Below are 21,808 nucleotides of genomic sequence, written 5' to 3' on the forward strand. Positions count from 1 at the left end.
CATGTACAGCTACAATGATTTCGACGAAGCCTTCGTGCGCGAACGGGTCAAGCAGTTCCGCGGACAGGTGGAACGGCGTGTGGACGGCAGTCTGACCGAGGACGAGTTCAAGCCGCTGCGCCTGATGAACGGTTTGTACCTGCAGCTGCACGCCTACATGCTGCGCGTGGCGATCCCCTATGGCACGCTGAACGGCGGCCAGATGCGCCAGCTTGCGATGATCGCGGAGCGCTTTGACAAGGGCTACGGCCATTTCACCACCCGGCAGAATATCCAATACAACTGGCCGAAGCTGCCCGATGTGCCCGATATCCTTGAGGCGCTGGCCGATGTGGAAATGCACGCGATCCAGACCAGCGGCAACACGATCCGCAACGTGACGGCGGACCATTTCGCGGGCGCCGCAGCGGATGAAGTGGCGGACCCCCGCCCCTATGCCGAGCTGCTGCGCCAGTGGTCTACCGATCACCCGGAGTTCCAGTTCCTACCGCGCAAGTTCAAGATTGCCGTGACGGGGGCGGCCCATGACCGCGCCGTGATCGCGGCCCATGACATCGGGTTGCAGGTGATCGAGAGCAACGGCAAGCGCGGGTTCCGCGTGCTGGTCGGCGGCGGCCTTGGCCGGACGCCGATGATCGGCAAGGAAATCAGCCCCTTCGTGGCCGAGGCCGACCTGCTGCCCTATTGCGAGGCCATTGTTTCGGTGTGGAACCTGCTGGGCCGGCGCGACAACAAGTACAAGGCGCGCATCAAGATCACCGTCCACGAGCACGGGATCGACGATATCCGCGCGCGGGTCGAGGAGCGCTTTGCCCGGATCAGGCCGCTGTTCACCGGCGTCGATCAGGCGCTGCTGGCCGAGATCACGCAGGCCTTTGCGCCGCCGGTCTATGCCGAGACGTCTCTGGCCGCTTATGACGCGGCGCGGGCGGCGAACCCGGCGTTCCGCAGCTGGTCCGATACCAACCTTTCGGCCCACAAGAACCCGGATTACGCCATCGTCAGCGTGTCGCTGAAAAAGCAGGGCGCAACGCCCGGCGATGCCTCTGCCGATCAGATGCGGGTGCTGGCCGATCTGGCCGAACGCTTTGGCCACGACGAGCTGCGGATCAGCCACGAGCAGAACGTGATCCTGCCGCACGTGGCGAAGGGCGATCTGCCGGACGTCTATCAGGCGCTGCGCGCTGCCGATCTGGCCACGGCGAACATCGGGTTGATTTCCGACATCATCGCCTGCCCCGGCATGGATTACTGCGCGCTGGCGACGGCGCGGTCGATCCCGATTGCCCAGCAGATCGCGGTGCGGTTCGACGCGCTGAAGCTGGAGCATGATGTGGGGCCGCTGAAGATCAAGATCTCTGGCTGCATCAATGCCTGCGGGCATCACCATGTGGGGCATATCGGCATCCTGGGCCTGGATCGCGCGGGGGTCGAGAATTATCAGGTAACGCTGGGCGGCGACGGGACCGAGGATGCGGCGATCGGCGAACGCGCCGGACCCGGTTTCAGTGCGGACGAGATCCTGCCGGCGGTGGAACGGCTGGTGCTGGGCTACCTTGATTTGCGGTCTGACCCCGAAGAGACGTTCCTTCAGGCGTTCCGCCGCCTTGGGATGGAGCCGTTCAAGGCCGTCCTGTACCCGGACAAGGAGGACAAGCGCGATGCCGCTTGACGATTTGCAAGGCCGCGCCGCTGCGCTGAACGATGCGTACAAGCATCATTCGGCCCATGCGGTGCTGGAACGGGCGCTGAAGGACCCGGATGTGGGACAGTTGGCGCTGGTCAGTTCCTTTGGTGCTGAATCCGTGGCGCTGCTGCATCTGGTGTCGATGATCGACCGCAATACGCCGGTGCTGTTTCTGGACACCGAGATGCTGTTCGCGGAAACACTGACCTATCAGATGGAGGTGGCTGAACGGCTGCATCTGCGCGACGTGCGCGTGCTGCACCCCGACCGCCAAGAGGTGTTCGCACAGGACAACGAGGGGCTGCTGCATCTGGCGGACCCGGACAGCTGCTGTGCGCTGCGCAAGACCGTGCCGCTGCAGCGGGCGCTGATGCCCTTTGACGGCTGGATCACCGGGCGCAAGCAGTATCAGGGCGGCAAGCGGGCCGCGCTGCCGTTCTTCGAGGCCGACGGGACGCACCTGAAGGTGAACCCGCTGGCGCACTGGGACCGGAGCGACGTGCAGGATTACATGACCGAGAACCGTCTGCCGCGGCATCCGCTGGTGGCACAGGGGTATCCCTCGATCGGCTGTGCGCCTTGCACGACGCGGGTGGCACCGGGCGAGGACCCGCGCGCCGGGCGTTGGCGCAATCAGGAGAAGACCGAATGCGGGATCCATTTCGTGAACGGCAAGATGGTCCGGATCCCGGCGCCGGAGCGCCAAGCCGGATGAGTTTGAATTGCCAGATGAACAGGGGCATGCGCCCCCGGAGGACGCAACGATGAGCGTGATTGTGACCGATGCAGGCTTTGCCGCCGATGATTTCGACGGTGACTTCGTGGAGTTGGACGACGTGGCGCTGGAGGTGCCGGGGGCGGTGGATGTGCCGTCGGACGCCGCACCCGACGCCGTGCGGACCGTGATGCAGGCGCCGATGATCCGGATCGCCTTTCCCAGCTTCTCGGACGGGCGCGGGTTTACGCTGGCCGCGATCTTGCGGCGGGCGGGGTATCAGGGCCGGTTGCGCGCCCATGGCCATGTGATCGCCGACCAGTATGCGATGGCGCGGCGGTCCGGGTTCGACGAGGTCGAGATAAGTGCCGATCTGGCCGCGCGGCAACCCGAAGACCAGTGGCTGGCCCGCGCCGACTGGCGGGCGCATGATTACCTCGCGCGGATGCGCGGCTGATTTCCCCCCTTTCCTTGACGAAACAGAGGCGTGGCGTCACAACCGCCGCGATGAATGACATGACAGAGCAACGCCCCGTGACCGATACCGCCGCCCAGCCCGTGCTGCCCGATGCGCAGACCGTGACCGCCGTGACCCATTACACGGACCGGCTGTTTTCGTTCCGCGTGACCCGGCCCGCAAGCCTGCGGTTCCGGTCCGGCGAATTCGTGATGATCGGCCTGATGGGTGATCCCCACCCCGAGACGGGCAAGCGGAAGCCGCTGCTGCGCGCCTATTCCATCGCCTCGCCTAGCTGGGACGAGGAGCTGGAGTTCTATTCGATCAAGGTTGAGGACGGGCCGCTGACCAGCAAGCTGCAGCACATCACCGTGGGCGACCAGATCATCCTGAAGCCGAAGCCCGTGGGCACGCTGGTCCACGACGCGCTTCTGCCGGGCAAGCGGATCTATTTCTTTTCCACCGGGACCGGATTCGCGCCTTTCGCGTCGCTGCTGCGCGAGCCGGAGACCTATGAGAATTACGACGAGGTCATCGTCACCCACACCTGCCGCGATGTCGCGGAGCTGACCTACGGGGCGAACCTGATCGCCGAGATCAAGGCCGATCCGATGATGATCGAGCTGCTGGGGCAGGAGAATCTGGACAAGATCCGGTATTATCCCACGACGACGCGCGAAAAGAGCGCGAAGATGGGGCGGATCACGAAGTTGATCGAAAATGGCGAGATGTTCAGTGACCTTGGCGTGCCGCCGCTGAACCCCGCGACGGACCGTGCGATGGTCTGCGGGAGCCTGGCCTTCAACAAGGATATCGCCGCCCTGATGGAAGCCGCTGGCCTGCACGAGGGCGCCAATTCGGAACCGGGCGAGTTCGTGATCGAGAAGGCTTTCGTCGGCTGACGGCATGATATTCTTGCGAAATGAGGGCGTGTCCGCAAGCCGGGCGCGCCTTTTTTCATCGCGCGCAGATTGCCCTCATCTGACGTCTTGCGCAAGATTCGGAGACCTTCAATAATGTCAGCATCACTGACACATCATGGGGGCCGGACATGGACAGCAAGGTTTTTGTTGCCGGATGGCAGGACGCCTGGAACAGCCATGATCTGGACGCCATCCTGATTCATTACCGCGACGACGTCGTGTTCCGTTCGACAAAGGCGATCCCGATCACGGGGGCCGGCGAGGTCAGGGGACGGGCGGCGCTGCGCCGCTATTGGGCCGCGGCCCTGGACCGGCAGCCCGACTTGCGGTTCGAGGTGCAGGATGTCTTTGACGGACACGAAATGCTGGCCATCACATATCGCAACCAGCACGGCGTGCTGGCGATCGAGACGCTGCATTTCGACAGCGACGGCATGATCCATCAGGCGTCGGCCTGTCATCGCAGGGTGACGATTTGACGTGCGCAGTTTGGCGTGCCGCCCGAGCGGATCGAAAAAGGGCCGCGTCATGCAGACGCGGCCCTTGATGTTAAAGGCTGTCGGCCCGGATCAGAGGCCCATCGCCTCGCGCAGGCGGGTCAGGGTGGCGGGCAGCAGGTCGGGGTTGGACTGCGCGGCGCGCACGGCGGCGGTCAGTGTCGTCTTTTGCACCACGGACAGATCGCTGTCGTCGATCCGCGCGATGACGGCCTCGGCGTTGAAGCCTTCGGTCGTCAGCAGGGTCGGCAGCGCCACGTCGGCGGCGGACTCGGCACTCGCGCCGGCGGTCATCGTGCCACTGGCGTCGACCGATGCGGCGACGGAGCCGCCGGCGGTGGGGGCCTCGGTCGCGGTGGATGCGTCGGGGGCCGCGACGGTCGCTGCGGCGTCGTCGGCGGCCTCGGCGGCCGCACCTGCGGCACCGGCAGCCTCGGCTGCGGCGGCGGTGCTTTCGGTGTCATCGGCCTTGGCCATGTTATCGACGGCGGTCGCGGCCTCGGTCTCTGCCGTCTCGGCGGCGGCGGCGGCGGCGTCTGCAGCCTCTGTCGCGGCTTCACCGGTCGCGGTGGCGGCATCCTGTGCCGCTGCAGTGGCTGTATCGGCGGCATCGGTCGCGGCGGCGGCAGCGTCTGCGGCGGCGGTATCGGCGGCGGCGGTGTCTGCTTCCGGCGCTGCGGTGTCGGACGCGGGCGATGCGGCATCCGTGCCGACCACGATGGCGTGCGGGTCGCGTCCGTTGACGGCGTATTGATAGCCGAAATAGCCCAGAATCGCGGCGATCACGATGATGACGGTGGCGCGCATGGAAGTCTCCTCTCGATCCGGCGGCCTCAATTGCCGCGTTCCCCGTTCAGATGCGGTCCCCCTGCCCCCGCGTCAAGACAATGCGGCGGCCTTCGCCCCTTTTCCGCCGGGAAAGCCCCGATTTGCGGCTTGAAGAGACCGGTCCATAGGATTAGGTTCCGATCACCCATTTCAATGATCAAAGGATCAAGACCATAGGACGCAGACCCCACAACGCACCCCCGGTGCGTGAGACCGGCCCCCGCATCAACGAACGCATCCGCGGCGGTGATATCCGCCTGATCGGTGCGGAAGGCGAAAACGTGGGTGTCGTGAGCCCCGAGCGGGCGATGCAGATGGCAGAAGAGGCAGGCCTCGACCTGGTCGAGATCTCGCCCAATGCGTCGCCGCCCGTCTGCAAGATCATGGACTTCGGCAAGTACAAGTACGAGACGCAGAAGAAAGAGAACGAAGCCCGCAAGAAGCAGAAGATCATCGAGATCAAGGAAATCAAGTTCCGTCCGAACACGGACAGCAACGATTACGATGTGAAGATGCGCAACGTCTACAAGTTCCTTGAAGGCGGCGACAAGGTGAAGATCACCCTGCGCTTCCGGGGACGCGAGATGGCGCACCAGGAATTGGGACGTCAACTGCTGGAGCGGGTGGCCGAGGACACCAAGGAGCACGGCAAGGTGGAGAACTTTCCCAAGATGGAAGGCCGCCAGATGGTCATGCTGATCGGGCCCCTGCCAAAGTAAGGTCGTCTTGGCTGGCCCCGCTCTCGGCATTTGCAAGCAAACGCCTGCCGCTTGGACGGTGTTTGCAAGCAAACCCCGGGGAAGGCCGCCAGATGGTCATGCTGATCGGGCCGCTGCCTAAGTAATCTGTCTATTTCAGCGATTGAGCCGACAAAAAGCTCCGAGGTGAACCTCGGGGCTTTTTGCATTTCCGCCTGTCGGTCGCCCTGTAAAGGGCCGACGATGGCTCAGGGCCTGACCTCGCCCTGCTCGTTTCCGTCCCAGTCATTGCTGCGGTCCGCGTCGACGCGGATCATGATCATACCGGGCGTGTCGATGCGGTCCTTGCAGGATCGGGCGGGGGGACGGTGGAGAAGTGCCGATGCGACCGAGTCCGCGCCAGCCCCCCCGGCGCATAACGCAAAAGGCCCGCGTCGGATGACGCGGGCCTTTATTGTCATGTCGGTCAACTTAGCTGTTGCTGAGCAGTTCCGAGATGTTGCGCACGGCGGCGCGGCGGTTGGCGCGTTCGCCGGTCTGCGTGTTCACCTTCAGGAACTGCTCGCCATAGCCTTGGGTAACAAGGTTTTCCGGCGGCACCTGAAAGTACTGCGACAGCGCCAGTGCGACGGATTCGGCGCGACGGTCGGAGAGGGCGAGGTTGTAGCCCGCATCACCCACGGCGTCCGTGTGACCCTCGACCAGGAAGACGGCAGAGGGGTCGTTGGCGACGATCTGACGGATCGCACCGCCGAGCGAGGCCAACTCGTCCGCCTGGCTTTGCTGGATCGCGGCAGAGCCGGTCTCAAACGTGATCGCGGCCAGTTCGACCTGCGGGGCCAAGGCACGGACCTCGCGGATGTCACGGACCTGTTCCAGCGAGTAGGTGCGGCCGGTGTCGGCGCGCAGGCTGGCGGTCAGCGCGGCCTGAAGCGCTGCCTGATCGGACAGGGCGACCGAGGAGGTCGAGACCGTTTCCTGCGGGACGGGCGGCAGGCTGGAGATCACGACGGGCGTCGTGTTGTCCAGATCGTCGATCAGGGCGACGTCGGTGCCGTCGGCGCGGGTCAGGCTGCGGCGCAGCACGGTGCCGTCGGCGGCGCGGATCGTGGTCACGACGCTGTTGTCCTCACGGGTGACGGTCGTCAGGGTCGAGCCGTCGTCGAAGGTGCGCGTCGCCACTTGCGCGCCGGGCTGGCGCAGCAGGACGTCGTCGTTCTTCAGCACGCGCAACTCTCCGTCACGCTGCACGACAACGCGGTCGCCGGAGTTCGACACGACCTTGTCGCCATTCTTGAGGATCGCGCCGACAGCCACGGCGCCGAGACCGAGGACCAGCGCCTTTTCGAAGGTCGACAGGCCGCCCTTGTCGGTGTTTTCGGCGGTGACGGGGGCATCGCCCGTGGTGGTCGTGGTCGTGGTGTCACCGGTCACGGATGTCGCGAAATCCTGACTGGCGGAACGCACGCCTTGCTGTGTGACCTCTTCGGTCACGACGGCGGGATCGTTCGCGAGGTCTGCGCTAGTCGCCGTGGCGGCGGCAGAGGATTCGCGCGCGGCCTGACGTTCGGCATCGCGGGCGGCCTGTTCTTCGGCGGTCAGCGGTGCGGGCTGAACCTCGGCAGTTGCCGTGGTGTCAGCGGTGGCGGGTGCGGCCTCGGTCGTCGTGGGTGCCGCCGGGGGGGTGGAGGTTTCGGCGGTCGTGTCGGTTTCGATGGTCGAGGTCGGGGCCGCGTCGGCGGGTGCGGCTTCGGTTGTGGTGGTCTCTGGCGTCGCTGTGGCGTCGGCAGTCGCTGCATCGCCCGACTGTGCTGCAATCGCTGCGGCAGCGGCGGCGGCGTCGTCGGTCGCCGTATCAGCGGCGAGTGCGGTGGCCGCATCCGCAGAGGTGCTGGCGTCTGCGGCAGGCGCCGTGGTCGCGTCAGCCGAAGTGGTTGCGTCAGCAGCGGGTGCTGCCTGATCGGCGGCAGGCTGATCCGTCACGGCTTGAGCGGCGGCTGCTTGATCGGCAGCGGCTTTGTCGGCAGCGGCCTGATCGGCTGCGGCCTGATCGGCAGCGGCTTGATCGGCTGCTGCTTGGTCAGCTGCGGCTTGGTCGGCGGCTGCTTGATCGGCTACGGCTTGGTCAGCTGCTGCTTGGTCGGCGGCGGCCTGATCGGCAGCGGCTTGGTCAGCAGCGGCTTGATCGGCGGCTGACTGATCGGCAGCGGCTTTGTCAGCAGCCGCTTGGTCGGCTGCGGCCTGATCGGCGACTGCTTGATCCGCAGCAGCTTGATCGGCTGCAGCTTGGTCAGCAGCGGCTGGATCAGCGACGGCTTGATCGGCTGGGGCGGGACCGGCGGCGACCTCGGCGGTCGCCGTGGCGCTGGCGTCCTCGGGGATCAGGACCGCCTTGGTTTCAGCGGATGCGGTCGCGAGGGCGGCGGCCAGGGGATCGCCGCCTTCCGTCAGGGCCTGCGCGTAGGCGTCGGCGTTGCAGGTGGGGGCATCGCCACCGGGGGTCGCGACGGCTTGCGTCGCGAGGCCGGTGATCAGGGCCGTCGAGAACTGGCTGGCGTCATTGACGGTCTGGCCGTCGCCGGTGACGCAGGGAAAGGGTTGTGCGTCCTGTGCGAAGACAGGGGTCGCCAACGACAGCGACAGCACGAGCGAGGTCGTGGATTTCAGTGACAGACGCATGGTATTCCTCCGAGAGCGCGCCGAGGGCCGGCGCAGATGGTTGAATATGAAACCTTGGGCCGGTACAGGACGTTCCGGCCACAAAGCGATCATGAGCGGAAACCTGCCGGTGCGGGGCCGGCCATGGACGCGGGGTCGCGCCGGATGATGCCCGTAGACAGCCTGCGCGGGACCGACGGCGATGTGCCGCATGCTGCGTGGCCGGACGGGCGCAGTCCTTGCGCGGCGACGACGCAATCTGCCTTGAGTTGCGGACCGCTTTGGGGACGGGCGCGCACCGGGACAGGTTCCAGTGTTGCAACTTCGCGCGGGGTCGCCATAGAACAGGCCCATGCCGGATCTTTTCAGCCATCTTTTACCCGCGTGGAGTGTCCTAGGCTCCGGGCTTTATGCTTTCATGGCCTTGCTGGCCCTTGCGCATGCGGTGGTGCTGATCGGGTTCTGCGTCCCGCTGACAGCGATCGTGGTCGCGGCCGGCGTGCTGGCCCAGCGCGGTTACGTCGATCCGGCGGCGCTGGTGTGGAGCGTGGCGCTGGGGTCATGGGCCGGCTGCGGAGTGAGTTACCTGATCGGACGGCTGGTGCGGGGGGCCGATGTGAACCTGCGCACCAGGGCCGGACTGCAATGGGCCACGCAGGGGGGCCCCGGTCTGATCCGTGGGCGGCTGTCGCACGGCACCTTTGCCTTTGTGCCGTTCGGGGCCGGGCGGATGGGGGGATCAGTCCTGCGCGTCATGGGATGGAGCGGGCTGTCGGCCGCAGGTTTTGCGCTGGTCGCGGTATTGGCTGGGATGACCTTGGGGCGGGTCTTGGGCGCGCTGGGGGCCGCGGCCCCGCGTCTGGTGGTGCTGGCTGTCATTCTGACCGCCATCCTGCTGACGATTTTTGTGGTGCTGCGCCGCATCGGTCGGGTCTGGCCCGACGTGGCGCGGGTGATCCGGGCCGTCGCGCTTCGGACAGGACGGAGCCTGCGTGTGCGGGCCCTGATCGACCGTCATCCGCGGTGGTCCGGGTTCTTTGCCGCACGGTTCGGGACCGAGCGGTTTCTGGGCCTGACGGCGACGGTGCTGGGGGTGCTGCTGATCTATGTCGTGGGCGCCTATGTCGCCTCTGTCACGGATTTTCTGGGCGCGCGGGGGACTGTCACGTCGGATACCCGGATTGCCAACCTGCTGTATGCGATCCGCGACGACCGGGTGATCGCGGTGCTGGGCTGGATCACCGAGGTTGGCGGCCGTCACGGCGTGCTGCCGATGCTGGCCGGTGCGACGCTGGCGCTGCTGGTGCTGCGCCGGTACGACCTGCTGGGGGGCATGTGGATCGCGGCGGCGGGGAACCAGATCACGGTGACGCTGCTGAAGGGATTCTTTGCCCGGCCCCGGTCGGATCTGGGGTATTACACCGAAACCTCTGGCAGTTTTCCAAGCGGACATGCGGCGGGTGCTGTCGCGGTCTGGGCGATGCTGTTCTATCTGGCGTGGCGGCTGCGGCTGTTGCCTGCGGGCATCGCGGGTTTTCTGGCGGCGACGACCGTCGTCCTGATCGGGCTGAGCCGGGTGTATCTGGTGGAGCATTACGTCTCTGACGTGCTGAACGGCTATCTTGTCGGCGGGCTGTGGCTGATCCTTGGTATCGCGTTCTGCGAGTGGCGGCGGCGGCGCGACAAACGATCCCCGACGGCGCTGCGACGGTGGGGTGCGGCGCTGTGCATGACCGTGGCGGCGGTCGCGGCGATCGTGATCGCGACGCGGACCGTCAGCCCGATGAATACGCCTATCGACCGTCCTACGACGGTCATCGCCACCCTGTCGGACGTGCTGGCCGGTCCCGATCTGACGCGGGACACCGAGGCCCTGTCGGGCACGGCGCGACAGTTGATCGAGCTGATCGTTGAAACGCCCGACGCGGAGGCGCTGACGACGGCACTGACCGGCGCGGGCTGGCAGGATGCACCGCGGCCCAGCCTGTGGCAGCTGGCGCAGGCCGGGCTGGCGGACTGGACCGGCAGCCCCCTGCCCCAGCCGCTGGTCGTGCCGACCTTCTGGGACAACCGGCCCAGTGCGCTGGGGTTTGCGTGGCCGGAGGAGACGGCGGACGGCCTGCGGTTGCACCTGCGGTTCTGGGACAGCCTTCGCCGGACGCCCGAGGGGGCCATGATCTATGTCGGCAACCTGACGGCGGAGGATCCGCTGGACTGGACCATGACCGACGATCCGGTGCGCGCGCCAGATGATGCGACCGCGACCGCACTGGCGCAGGTGCGTGACGTGCTGGCGGCGGCCGGGCTGCAGGTGGTGCAGCCCTGACCGCCGGTGCGGTGCGGCGTCAGCCCTCTGCCTTGATCTTGTCGCGCAGGAAGCGGCGCAGGATCTTGCCGGAGGCGGATTTCGGAATCGTGTCGACGAAGTCGATCCGGTGCACCTGCTTGTAGGACGACAGGCACTTTTCCAGATGCGCCTTGATCGCGGCGGCGTCCGGGCCGGTGTCCGTCCGCACGACGAAGGCCATGGGAATTTCGCCCGCCTCGGGGTCCGGGAGGCCGATCACGGCGGCGTCGGTGACACCGTCCATGCTGACGATCGTCGCCTCCAGCTCTGCCGGGGCGACCTGAAAGCCCTTGTATTTGATCAGTTCCTTGAGGCGGTCGACGACGAACATCTGGCCGTCTGCGTCGATGTAGGAGATATCGCCGGTGCGCAGCCAGCCATCCTCGACAATCGTCTCTGCCGTGGCCTTGGCGTTGTTGAGATAGCCCTGCATGACGTTCGGACCCTTGATCCAGAGCTCGCCTTCCTCGCCCACGCCCATGTCTTCGCCGGTTTCGATGTTCACGATCCGGCATTGCACGTTGGGGGCGGCAAGGCCCGACGCGCCGGGCTTGGAATCCTCGATCGGGGACAGGTGGCTGACGGGCGAAAGTTCGGTCATGCCGTAGCCCTGCAGCGAGACGCAGTTCAGGCGTTTGCCCACGGCGTTCGACAGGTCGGCCCCGAGGGGGGCGGCACCGGTGAAGATCTGTTCGAGTGCGGAGAGGTCGAATTGATCGACCATCGGGTGTTTCGCCAGTGCCAGAGCCACAGGCGGCACGATCCACATGCGTTTCGATTTGTAGTCCTGACTGATGCGCAAAAACAGTTCCAGATCGAAGCGCGGCAGCGTCACGAGCGCGCCGCCGCCTGCGAGGTGGACGTTCATCAGGACGGTCATGCCGTAGATGTGAAAGAACGGCAGGAAGGCGGCGGCGGTCTCTCCGCGATGAAAGCCAGCGCCGTCGATGATCTGGTCGACGTTGACCACGAGGTTGCGGTGCGAGAGCATGACGCCCTTGGGCAGCCCGGTGGTGCCGGAGGAATAGGGCAGAACGACCGTGTGGGCGTCGAAATCCACCGCGACCTGATGCGACAGCGGCTCTCCCATCAGGTCGGCCAGTTCCAGCGTGTCGGGGGCCTGACCGATGGTGGCGAGGTCGACGACCGAGGTGTCGGAGATCGCCGCGCGGGCGGTGTCGAGGAAGGCCGGGACGGTGATCAGGAATTCGGCCTGACTGTCCTGCAACTGGTGGCGGACTTCTGATTCCGTGTAGGTCGGGTTGATCGTGGTGATGGTGCCGCCGGCGTAGGCCACGGCATGAAAGACCACGCAGTATTCCGGGCAGTTGGGCGCCATCAGCGCCACGGTGTGGCCCGCGCCGAAGCCGCGCGCCGTCAGGCCGCCCGCGAGAGCTTCGACCTGGTCCATGAACTCTGTGGCCGTCAGGCTGCGGCCCGTGGGGCCGTCGGTCAGGACGACCTCGTCCGGGCGGTCGCGCAGGCCTTCGAACACGCGGTCGGTGATCGAGATGTCGCGCAGGACGATGGGATCGAAGGGGCTTTCGAATATGGTCATGGTGGTTCTCCTCTTGGGGCGGAGTGTGCAACGGCGCGCGGCGGCTGTCACCGTCTATGACGCAACGTCAGGGCCGGGGCCGGGGCCGGACCCTCCGGGGGGAGTATTTTCGAAAAAAGCGAGGACGCGGGAGAGCCATTGGCAGGGGCGCTGGCCCGGATGCCTGCGGATCAGAGCACACCGATCGCAGCGAGCGCCTTTTGCAGGTCTGGGGGGAGGGCGTCCTCCTGGCTCTGGCTGCCGGTCAGGTCGCGGGGGGCGTCGGCGGGGGCGAGGTAGCGCCAGCCCTGAAACGCCTTTTTCGGGGTAGAGGCGGTGCGGATGATCTCCGGTGCCAGAACGAGGCCGCAGCGGCGGATTTCGTCCTGACCGATGATTTCGCGCAAAGCTACGATACGCTGGCGGCACTGGATGACACCCTTGATGACCCAGTAGATGCTGCCGCCGTCCAGCAATTCAGCCTCGCGCTTGGGCCACATGCGAGTGACGTGGTAATACTGACCGTCCTTGACCTGTTGCGACCGCTGCCGCTGCCACGTCAGCATGTCGTCGATCGACTCGGTCCCGACGGATAATTTTACCAGATTTATGTGGTTTCCCAATGCATCGCCCCAGATGTGGTGGTGACTGCGTCACTTTGTCAGAAAAGAAACTAGTCCGACGATTGCCAACGCCAAGTGGCAGCCTTAGACAGAACCTCCTTAACCTTCCCGATTCCATACCTCAAGGATTGCCCAGATGACCCGTTTCAGTGCCCCCATTGCCGAGCAGATCTGGGATATGAAGTATCGCTTTAAAGATGCGGATGGCACGCCGAAGGATGTGACCGTCGAGGACACATGGCGCCGGATCGCGCGGTCGCTGGCCGTGGTCGAAAAGGATCCGAAGGCCTGGGAAGAGACGTTCTATGCGGCGCTGGAGGATTTCAAATACCTGCCCGCCGGCCGGATCACAGCAGGGGCCGGCACGGCGCGGCAGGTGACGCTGTTCAACTGCTTCGTCATGGGGACCGTGCCAGACAGCATGGGCGGCATTTTCGACATGTTGAAAGAGGCCGCGCTGACCATGCAGCAGGGCGGCGGGATCGGCTATGATTTCAGCACCATCCGGCCCAAGGGATCGGCGGTGCACGGGGTGGCGGCGGATGCGTCGGGCCCGCTGTCGTTCATGGATGTCTGGGACGCGATGTGCCGCACGATCATGTCGGCCGGGTCGCGCCGCGGCGCGATGATGGCGACGATGCGCTGCGACCACCCGGACGTGGAGGATTTCATCACCGCCAAGCATGACGCCGCCCGCCTGCGGATGTTCAACATGTCGGTGCTGATCACCGATCCGTTCATGGACGCCGTGAAGGGCGACAAGGACTGGGATCTGGTGTTCGGCGGCACGACCTATCGTACCGTCAAGGCACGCGACCTGTGGGACGCGATCATGAAGTCCACCTACGAGGTCGCAGAGCCCGGCGTGATCTTCATCGACCGGATCAACAAGGCCAACAACCTGAGCTATTGCGAGACCATCGCCGCGACGAATCCCTGCGGCGAGCAGCCCCTGCCGCCCTACGGCGCCTGCCTGCTGGGATCGATCAACATGGCACGCATGGTCGCGGACCCGTTTGGGCCAAAGGCCGGTCTGGATCAGGCAGCGCTGACCGATCTGGTCGCAACCGCCGTGCGGATGATGGACAACGTCGTCGATGCCAGCCAATTCCCGCTGGAGGCGCAGGCGCAGGAGGCGCGCGCCAAGCGGCGGATCGGTCTGGGCGTGACCGGACTGGCCGATGCGCTGCTGATGGTCGGGTTGCGCTATGGGTCCGAGGAAGCGGCGCGGCAGACGGACGATTGGATGCACGCGATCGCCCGCGCCGCCTATCTGGCCTCGGTCGATTTGGCCAAGGAGAAGGGCGCGTTTCCGCTGTTCGATGCAGAGGCGTTCCTCGCCTCCGGTGCGATGCAGGACATGGATGACGATGTGCGCGACGCGATCCGTGAGCACGGCATCCGCAATGCGCTGCTGACCTCGATCGCGCCCACCGGGACGATCAGCCTTTACGCGGGCAACGTGTCGAGCGGGATCGAACCGGTCTTTGCCTATGCCTATACCCGCAAGGTGTTGCAGAAGGACGGGTCGCGGACCGAGGAGGAGGTCGTCGATTACGCCGTGCAGATGTGGCGCGACCTGAAGGGTGATACCCCCCTGCCCGACTATTTCGTCAACGCGCAGACCCTCGCGCCGCTGGAGCATGTCCGCATGCAGGCCGCGGCGCAGAAGTGGATCGACTCGTCGATCTCGAAGACGATCAACTGCCCGGAAGACATCTCTTTCGACGATTTCAAGGAGGTCTACATGGCCGCCTGGGATCAGGGCTGCAAAGGCTGCACGACCTACCGCCCCAACGCTGTCACCGGATCGGTGTTGAGCGTGTCCGACGACAAGCCGGTGCAGGTCAAGACCGATGGCGAGACCGCCGAGGTCGTCTACATGACCGAACCGCTGGACCGCCCGACGGAGCTGGAGGGCGCGACCTACAAGCTGAAGTGGCACGACTCTGAGCACGCCATCTATATCACTGTCAACGATCTGGTGGTGGCGGGGCATCGGCGGCCGTTCGAGGTCTTCATCAACTCCAAGAACATGGAGCATTTCGCCTGGACCGTGGCGCTAACACGGATGATCTCGGCCGTGTTCCGGCGCGGGGGGGACGTGACCTTTGTCGTGGAAGAACTGAAGGCCGTCTTTGATCCGCGCGGCGGGGCCTGGATGCAGGGCAAATACGTGCCGTCCATTCTGGCGGCGATCGGCGGCGTGATCGAAAAGCACATGGTTGCCACCGGGTTCCTGTCGGGCGAGGGCGAGGGATTGAAGACCGATCCTCAGGCGGATGTGATCAACCTGACAGGCGCCCCGCGCGGCAAGGCCTGCGGGTCCTGCGGCAGCTATGATCTGCGCATGGTCGAAGGCTGCATGACATGCGGCAGCTGCGGGTTTTCCAAGTGCGGCTGAACAGGCAGCCGCTTTAATGAACTGAGGTGCTCCCCTTCCCTTGGACAGTATCTGGCGCTTTTCAAGCTCTGATCTGCTCCTGCTGATCGGGTTGCGTTGCTTCGATTTGCCGTGAGTAGACCACCGCTGGGGATTGGCCGCCAAGGGCTTTGTGCGGGCGGCGGTGATTGTAGAACTCCATCCATTGCCTGACACCTGCGCGGGCCTGAGACCCGGCCTCCCAGGCGTGAAGGTAGACGCACTCGTATTTCAGCGTGCGCCACAGACGCTCGATGAAGATTTTGTCCAAGTAGCGGCCCTTGCCATCCATCGATATGCGGACGCACGACCGCCGCAGGCGATCTGTCCAGGCAAACGATGTGAACTGCGATCCCTGATCGCTGTTCATGATGTCAGGTGGCCCGAACCGATAGATTGCCTCGTTCAGCGCGTCGACGCAGAAGTCGGCGTCCAGCGTGTTCGAGATCCGCCAGGCCAGAACCATTCGGGTGTGCCAGTCCATGATCGCCACCAGATAAAGAAACCCTCTGCGCATCGGCAGGTAGGTGATGTCCACGCACCAAACCTGATTGGGCCGCTCTACGCGCAGCCCGCGCAAGAGGTAGGGATAGGTCTTGTGCCCATTCGCCGGCTTGCTGGTGTTGGGTTTCTGGTAGATTGGCATCAAACCAATCAGGCGCATAAGCCGACGGATGCGCTTCTCGTTCACCGCGTGTCCCTCGTTGCGCAGGTGCCACGTCATCTGGCGAACGCCGAAGAAGGGCGTCTCCAGGAATTGCACGTCGATCAGCCGCATCAGCGCGAGGTTCTGCTCCGTCTCACCCTGCGGCATGTAATAAAACGACGACCGCGGTATCGACAGAAGCGCGCACTGCTGGCCAATCGACAGGTCCGGATGGTCGCGCTCGACCATGCTGCGCCTCACTTCCCGCCCCAAGGTTTGAGCTTTCTTTCCAAAAAGAGTTGGCCACAGCCAGCTCTCCGATCTTGGCATGCAAGTCCCTGACCTGGTCTTCATCAACGACGGGTGCCTTGCGGCCGCCACGTTCGAAGACACCAGACGCGCCGTCCAGCAGCGCACGTTTCCATTGGTTGATCATCGTCGGATGCACCCCGAACCGGCTCGCCAGTTCCGACACGGTCGCCTCACCTTTCAACGCCTCAAGCGCCACCCTCGCCTTGAACTCAGGGGCATGTTGCTTTCGTTTCGTCATCTTCGATCTCCTTCGTGGTGAAGATCAGCAGACAGCAATTCAGAGCTTACGTCAGTGTCCAGTTTTCGGGGGGCACCTCACATCGGTATGGTCCCAATTGCGAAGGCGGCTGAAAAAGCAAAGCTGTTGTGCGTCGAAATTGTGCACCTCATTCTTGGTGGCTTTCTGGAAAACGTTGCGCGATTGACCAAGGTGCATGGTTGTTCGTCAATCCTCGTCGACCCCGTCGACCCCGTCGAAGTCCGCGCGCGATCTCGTGCTGTTCTGGCAGGTATGTCGGCGTTCCAGGCGTTCGGCTCCCTCAAAATTCCAAGAGCATCGGGATGGGCTCTGGCAGAGCGTCACGAGGGGCCTCGCCTCAATCCGCTTGTTATTGAAAGCCCGAATACATGTCATCGCATCCACAGGTTCACCGGCGAGACCGTTGCCGCGTTTGTGTCCGAATTCACAACGGATGTTCGCATTGCAAACATGTATGACCTGCCGAAGAATGTAGTGATCTCTCAGCTGAAGCGAGCCCGGGTTCGCACGGTTGTTCCCTATGCGGAGATCGGCATCTATTTGTATCGGGCGTCGAACATTCCCGAAATGGAGACCGATTAAGGTAAGCCCTAGCCGCGGCTTCTGCGGGAGAGTCCAAAAAAACTTCAAATATCTGATATGAGACCGCTTTCGAGCGGCCTTTCTCTTTTGATCAATCCGAAAAATTGCGTTATGGCATCACTGTGAATCGTGTATTTGAGGCCCGTGATCCGAATGGACACGAATTAGTTGTCAAATGGCCAAAATGGCAGATTTCCAAGGTTTCATGCTATCATAAATCAGTCACTTAGAGGCGGCCGATGGACAAATAGTGCTGGTCGCTTCATTTCACAAAGCGACCACCATGACTTGGCCATCTGACCTGTTCAGATGGCCATTTGACCAGCAGTTCGTGTCCATTGCCTACTTTGACCGACACCGAGACATTCCCGGCAGCGACCAATAGAGAGTCTCGGCATGATCGAGGCGGCGCCTAAAAAAACGTGACCAAGGCTCTCTGGGTGCCGACCAGACTGCGCCTTGAAAAAGGCTACAGCGTGCTCAGCGCTTTTCATGTCCGGGAACGGCTGCGACGTGACGCGCAAGGGCCACCGACCCGAAGCCGCTGGGGGAATACCTGCGTTCCGCAGTCTCAGATCGCCGCGACAGCCTGCTTCAGCAGGTCGCGCACCTGTCCTGCGACGGCGTGCAGCGCTGCGTTGTCGATCGCCTGCATCGACATGACGGGGTCGATGGCGCTGACCTCGACACCGCCATCTATGGCACGCAGAATGACGTTGCACGGCAGCATGGCCCCCACACGCGGCTCTATCCCGATCGCCTGATGGGCCATCTTCGGGTTGCAGGCCCCGAGGATGAGATAGGCCGGCATGGCGACGTCGAGCTTCTTCTTCATGGTCGCCGCGACGTCGATTTCCGTCAGGATGCCGAACCCCGCGTCAGAGAGCGCCTTGCGCGTGCGGGTATCCACCTCGTCAAAGCTGGATCCGGTGATGATCCGGTTGATCGTATAGGTCAAAGCGTGTCTCCTTCAGGCGTCATTTCTTGATGTATTTCAGCAATGCCACGACCACGAAGGCGGCCACAACGGCAAGCACGAGCATCATGATCAGCCCATACCCCGTGCCAAAGCCCATGCCATAATCGTGCATCATCGCGCCGTCCTTTCAGATGTGCCGCGATCCCGCGCGTGGGGGCCACTGGCAGGGTCATGGCTATGCAGATGCGGGCAAAACCGCATCACGCCGTGACCGTCAGAAGCGTCCACATGCCCGCCGCGTAGTGGCCCGGAATGTTGCAGTAGAGGATATAGGTGCCGGGCTTCAGCATGAGGGTCAGTGCGCCGGACTGGCCGGTGTCCAGCTCTGCCACTTCCCCCAGATCCCCGGCCGCATCCTCGTCAACCCTTTGCAGATCGGCGTCGTAAGGCATGGGCGTTGTCACGTCAGCGACAGGGGCCAGAACCATTTCGTGGATCATGTCCTTGGAGTCGTTGACGACCTGAAAGGTCACCTCGCCTGCGGGAACCTCGGTTACATCGGCGGTGATCCCCATCGTGACCATGGACATGTCCGCGCCCATCATCCCCATGCCCATGGGATTTGTGCCACCCATCATGTTCATCGATGCGCCGCCCTTGTCCCAGAGCGAGACCTGAATGGTCGTCCCGCCCGCAAGGGCAGGCCCGACCGTCAGTGCGGTCATGCCACAGGCAAGCAAGGCCACGACACTGCGTCTGCTGTAAGACATATCTTCACTCCAATGCGAAACTGGCGGCATGCCAGATCATCAGCGTAGGCGTTGCGGGGCGGTCTGGCGTTGATGTCGATCAATGCGGCGGCATTAAATGTCCGGTGACGCGATCCGTCAGATGCTGCACTTGCCTTGGACAGGATGTGGCGCCTTTCAAGCTTTGGGCGGCCCCTGCTCATCGGGTTGCGTTGCCGCGATTTTCGATGCGCCGTCCACCGCCGATGGTGGGCAGCAAAGCACCTTGCTTGGACCGATATCCCAGATTCACTAATCTACAAACCCTGAGACGGGCTGTTCATGATGTCAGGCGGTCCGAACCGAGAGGTAACCTCGTTCAGCTCGTCGATACCTACGGCAGAGACCGCGGACCGATAGCGGTGCAACCCCTCCCCACGTCCCGCTGCAAGCCTGAGTTTTCTTTTGCAAAAGGGGTTCGGACGTTTTGTTTCGGACCGTAGGCCGTGGTGTGCGAAGCGGTGGCGTATCTGCTGGCGCCCCTCCAGCGGCCCTTTTATCCGATCTTGGCATGCAGGTTCCTGACCGTTGTTCAGGGTGACGTGGACCCGGGCCCGCCAACCCTCGCCCTTCAGCGCCACCTGTGCCGTGACCTAAGGGACGTGTTGCTTGGGCATGGCCCTCCTCAAACCTCGTCGTGTTGAAGATCAGCAGAGCGATCAAAGACTTATTCCAGCCGAAAAAAGATCAACGGGGCGCCTGATGTGAAAGACCGCTGTCAAAGAACGGTCGCTCTCTCCACGAAGGGGCCAGCCCAGACGCGACGCAGCACCGGGCTTCCCTCTTGTTCAGACGACACGGCGCCGGGCGTCCGCGGCATGATCCCCCGCCTCGCCCGACGCCGCTGCGCTTTATTTTTTCTTCTTGTCACTGATGTTCAGCGGGGTCTTGCCCTTGTTGAAGTCGGCGGTGGCCAGAACCTTCACCGCTTCCTTCTTGGGTTTCTTGGCTTCCTTGCTGCCGCGCTGTTTGTCGCCTTTTGACATGATGATGATCCTTGCTTGGGCTGTCGCCGGTCGTCCCGACCGACACGGGTCTCCCTCGGACATCCCGGCGTTGGCACGCAGGTCACGCCCTCCCCGAGCGAAGGGCCATGAGGTGACATCATCCCATCCGTGCCCCGAATGCCAGCACTGGTTTGATCACTGCGGCCGTACGCCTTACATTTGGTTGTCCTGCGCAGGCCGGTCAGTGTTGGAGGACGGCTGACCCCGCGACGCTGCGGTCGCTGCGGGCCAAGGCAAGATGGGTCGGCTTGGGCCACAGGCCACGGCGCGCGGGGTCGCAGGACAGGGTCCACCGCCTGCCGCCCGTGTCCGGTCAGAACCACCCGCCGGTGATGCCCAGCACCAGAATGCCCGACGCCAGGGCCAGCGTGATGGCGCCGAACAGGCCGTTCCAGCGCAGGCTGACCGTCAGCGTGCTGCGGTCGAGGATCGCACCGACATAGGTCGCCGTTGTCGCCAGTGGGGCCAGGCAGACCGTCAAGGTCCATCCCGTGAGCAGCGACAGCAAGGCCGTCTGCTGCGAAATCAGCGGCGTGCGGACCATGAACTCTGCCAGGATCACGACGGAAATGATCGGGTGCAGGCCCAGCATGGCAGCGAGCAAGGTGACCCAGGCGAGGGCCAGAGCCAGCGCGACCGGGCCACCCCAGGCGACGATCGCGCCCAGCACGGGATCAAGCGCGTGTTGCGGCACGAGGGCCACCAGCAAGGCGCCGATCAGGCCCGCCAAGGCGAAGACGCCGATTTCATTGACGTAGCGGGGGGCGTTGGCCGTGAAATCGCGGATCAGCTGGACGGGGCCGCGCGCCCCGCTGCGGATCACCGACCAGATCACGGCATAGACCGGCACGACGCCAACCAGCACCTGCTGGAACGAGAACGGCAGCAGATGGTCGCCGGTGATGACAAGAAGCGCCAGCCCGACCAGATGCCCCAGCACGGCCAGCAGGCCCAGCCCGTCGCCGGGCGCGGGGGGCACGGCGACCGGCTTGGGAAAGATCGGGAACAGGCGGCGTTCGATGATGTCCATCAGACCGCCGACGATCAGAAACAGGGCCGCAAAGCCCAGCCCCCAGGGGGCGGCGTCGCGCCAGTGCACCTCGGTGAAGATCAGCAGCAACGTGTTGAGGGCGATGCCGAAGGGCGACCAGAAGGCGATGGTCGCGAACCCGCGGACGATGGCAGTGACGATCCGGCGTTCGCGCACGTCATGGACAGCGGGACTGACGGCGCTTTGGGATTCCAGCCGCCGCTGGCCGGCCAGCGTCATCTCGATCAGCAGGCCAAGGCCGCCGAGGTTCAGCAAGACGCCGAAGAGGTTGCCCCCGATGCCAAGCGAGACATAGCGGCGCGACGGTGGCTGGTTGGCCAGAAACGCCCCCGCCGCCTGAAACGCAGGATCGCGGGCGGCGACGAGCCGCAGGAAGATTAGCGCGATGAGGATCGAGGTCAGAAAGGACACGCGTCCCCCGGCGACCGTCAGATCCGGGATCGTCAGGCTGTGTGCGGCAAGGCCCCAGACGGCGATCAGGCCTGCGACGATCGCAAAGGACCGCACGATCAACGACGCACGGCCGAGGTTCATCAGGATGAAGACGAGGATCAACGCGGCCGCGACCGTGGCCAGCGGCGGCGATCCGAAGACGACGGAGGCGATGTAGGTCAGAAAGCCCGCCGCCAGAAGCACTGCACCGCAGATGGCAAATCCGCCCGGAGGCACCGCCCGTGGCGTGACGATGACGTCGTCCGTTGTCTGGGTCGCCATGTCTGCCTTGCTTCGGCCTGCAGCCGCCTAGTGTTGTGGTCCCGGCCGCGCGGCTGCGCCATGCACGGGCGCTGGTGCATGCTGCCCGGTCGCCGTCAGATGCCTGACCATTTGTCGATCAGGTCACGCGGCTTGTCC

The 21,808-nt window shown here is 64.3% G+C and carries 18 protein-coding genes; 9 read left to right on the plus strand and 9 right to left on the minus strand.

Annotated elements, in window-relative coordinates; all coding sequences use genetic code 11:
- The first annotated feature begins 1 nt into the window (after nt 1).
- From GLR48_RS00430 to GLR48_RS00450, 5 genes are all read left to right on the plus strand, one after another.
- The gene (locus tag GLR48_RS00430) at nt 2-1,672 is read left to right on the plus strand and encodes a nitrite/sulfite reductase (protein WP_237057712.1); all 1,671 of its coding nucleotides are present in this window, start codon (nt 2-4) and stop codon (nt 1,670-1,672) included.
- Complete coding sequence (locus GLR48_RS00435) at nt 1,662-2,402, plus strand: phosphoadenylyl-sulfate reductase (protein WP_237057713.1); 741 nt, start codon at nt 1,662-1,664, stop codon at nt 2,400-2,402. Before GLR48_RS00430 ends, GLR48_RS00435 begins: the two co-directional genes overlap by 11 nt.
- Nucleotides 2,403-2,451: 49 nt before the next feature.
- Complete coding sequence (locus GLR48_RS00440; RefSeq protein ID WP_237057715.1) at nt 2,452-2,859, plus strand: DUF934 domain-containing protein; 408 nt, start codon at nt 2,452-2,454, stop codon at nt 2,857-2,859.
- A 59-nt stretch (nt 2,860-2,918) separates the two neighbouring features.
- Complete coding sequence (locus GLR48_RS00445) at nt 2,919-3,761, plus strand: ferredoxin--NADP reductase (protein ID WP_237057717.1); 843 nt, start codon at nt 2,919-2,921, stop codon at nt 3,759-3,761.
- A 149-nt stretch (nt 3,762-3,910) separates the two neighbouring features.
- Nucleotides 3,911-4,261, plus strand: a complete 351-nt coding sequence (locus tag GLR48_RS00450; RefSeq protein ID WP_237057719.1) for a nuclear transport factor 2 family protein — start codon at nt 3,911-3,913, stop codon at nt 4,259-4,261.
- 90 nt (nt 4,262-4,351) lie between these two features.
- Here GLR48_RS00450 and GLR48_RS00455 read toward each other — a convergent pair whose 3' ends face one another.
- Nucleotides 4,352-5,086, minus strand: coding sequence for a hypothetical protein (locus GLR48_RS00455; RefSeq protein WP_237057721.1), 735 nt, complete (start codon nt 5,084-5,086; stop codon nt 4,352-4,354).
- A gap of 224 nt (nt 5,087-5,310) precedes the next feature.
- On the opposite strand from GLR48_RS00455, the gene infC reads away from it, so the two are divergent.
- Nucleotides 5,311-5,826, plus strand: a complete 516-nt coding sequence (gene infC, locus GLR48_RS00460) for a translation initiation factor IF-3 (RefSeq protein WP_237057723.1) — start codon at nt 5,311-5,313, stop codon at nt 5,824-5,826.
- A gap of 450 nt (nt 5,827-6,276) precedes the next feature.
- Here the strand turns inward: infC and GLR48_RS00465 are convergent, their stop codons facing one another.
- Nucleotides 6,277-8,484 (minus strand): OmpA family protein, encoded by a 2,208-nt coding sequence (locus GLR48_RS00465; RefSeq protein ID WP_237057725.1) that lies wholly within the window; start codon nt 8,482-8,484, stop codon nt 6,277-6,279.
- A gap of 331 nt (nt 8,485-8,815) precedes the next feature.
- On the opposite strand from GLR48_RS00465, the gene GLR48_RS00470 reads away from it, so the two are divergent.
- On the plus strand, nt 8,816-10,789 hold the full coding sequence (locus tag GLR48_RS00470) for a bifunctional DedA family/phosphatase PAP2 family protein (protein ID WP_237057727.1): 1,974 nt from the start codon (nt 8,816-8,818) through the stop codon (nt 10,787-10,789).
- 19 nt (nt 10,790-10,808) lie between these two features.
- Here GLR48_RS00470 and GLR48_RS00475 read toward each other — a convergent pair whose 3' ends face one another.
- Nucleotides 10,809-12,368, minus strand: coding sequence for an AMP-binding protein (locus GLR48_RS00475; protein ID WP_237057729.1), 1,560 nt, complete (start codon nt 12,366-12,368; stop codon nt 10,809-10,811).
- Between the two features lie 170 nt (nt 12,369-12,538).
- Complete coding sequence (locus GLR48_RS00480) at nt 12,539-12,970, minus strand: DUF1489 family protein (protein ID WP_237057730.1); 432 nt, start codon at nt 12,968-12,970, stop codon at nt 12,539-12,541.
- Nucleotides 12,971-13,106: 136 nt separating this feature from the next.
- On the opposite strand from GLR48_RS00480, the gene GLR48_RS00485 reads away from it, so the two are divergent.
- Entirely contained in the window at nt 13,107-15,374 is a 2,268-nt protein-coding gene (locus GLR48_RS00485) for an adenosylcobalamin-dependent ribonucleoside-diphosphate reductase (RefSeq protein WP_237057732.1), read from the plus strand.
- Between the two features lie 61 nt (nt 15,375-15,435).
- Here the strand turns inward: GLR48_RS00485 and GLR48_RS00490 are convergent.
- Nucleotides 15,436-16,588, minus strand: a protein-coding gene (locus GLR48_RS00490) for an IS3 family transposase (protein ID WP_442915733.1) whose coding sequence is annotated in 2 segments (ribosomal slippage) — nt 15,436-16,321 and nt 16,320-16,588 — 1,155 coding nt in all. Because the reading frame shifts where the segments join, the coding sequence is not laid out codon by codon here.
- An 87-nt stretch (nt 16,589-16,675) separates the two neighbouring features.
- On the opposite strand from GLR48_RS00490, the gene GLR48_RS00495 reads away from it, so the two are divergent.
- A complete protein-coding gene (locus tag GLR48_RS00495; RefSeq protein ID WP_237057736.1) occupies nt 16,676-17,191 on the plus strand; it encodes a hypothetical protein in 516 nt (171 codons plus the stop codon).
- A 571-nt stretch (nt 17,192-17,762) separates the two neighbouring features.
- Here GLR48_RS00495 and GLR48_RS00500 read toward each other — a convergent pair.
- From GLR48_RS00500 to GLR48_RS00510, 4 genes are all read right to left on the minus strand, one after another.
- Nucleotides 17,763-18,149 carry a DUF302 domain-containing protein gene (locus GLR48_RS00500; protein WP_237057738.1) on the minus strand — a complete coding sequence of 129 codons (387 nt, stop codon included), beginning with the start codon at nt 18,147-18,149 and terminating at the stop codon, nt 17,763-17,765.
- Nucleotides 18,150-18,370: 221 nt separating this feature from the next.
- On the minus strand, nt 18,371-18,880 hold the full coding sequence (locus tag GLR48_RS00505; RefSeq protein WP_237057739.1) for a plastocyanin/azurin family copper-binding protein: 510 nt from the start codon (nt 18,878-18,880) through the stop codon (nt 18,371-18,373).
- Between the two features lie 869 nt (nt 18,881-19,749).
- A complete protein-coding gene (locus GLR48_RS25605; RefSeq protein ID WP_272911355.1) occupies nt 19,750-19,884 on the minus strand; it encodes a hypothetical protein in 135 nt (44 codons plus the stop codon).
- A gap of 334 nt (nt 19,885-20,218) precedes the next feature.
- Nucleotides 20,219-21,670, minus strand: coding sequence for a hypothetical protein (locus GLR48_RS00510; RefSeq protein WP_237057741.1), 1,452 nt, complete (start codon nt 21,668-21,670; stop codon nt 20,219-20,221).
- Nucleotides 21,671-21,808 lie beyond the last annotated feature (138 nt).

The sequence above is a fragment of the Loktanella sp. M215 genome (assembly GCF_021735925.1).
Lineage (GTDB): Bacteria > Pseudomonadota > Alphaproteobacteria > Rhodobacterales > Rhodobacteraceae > Loktanella.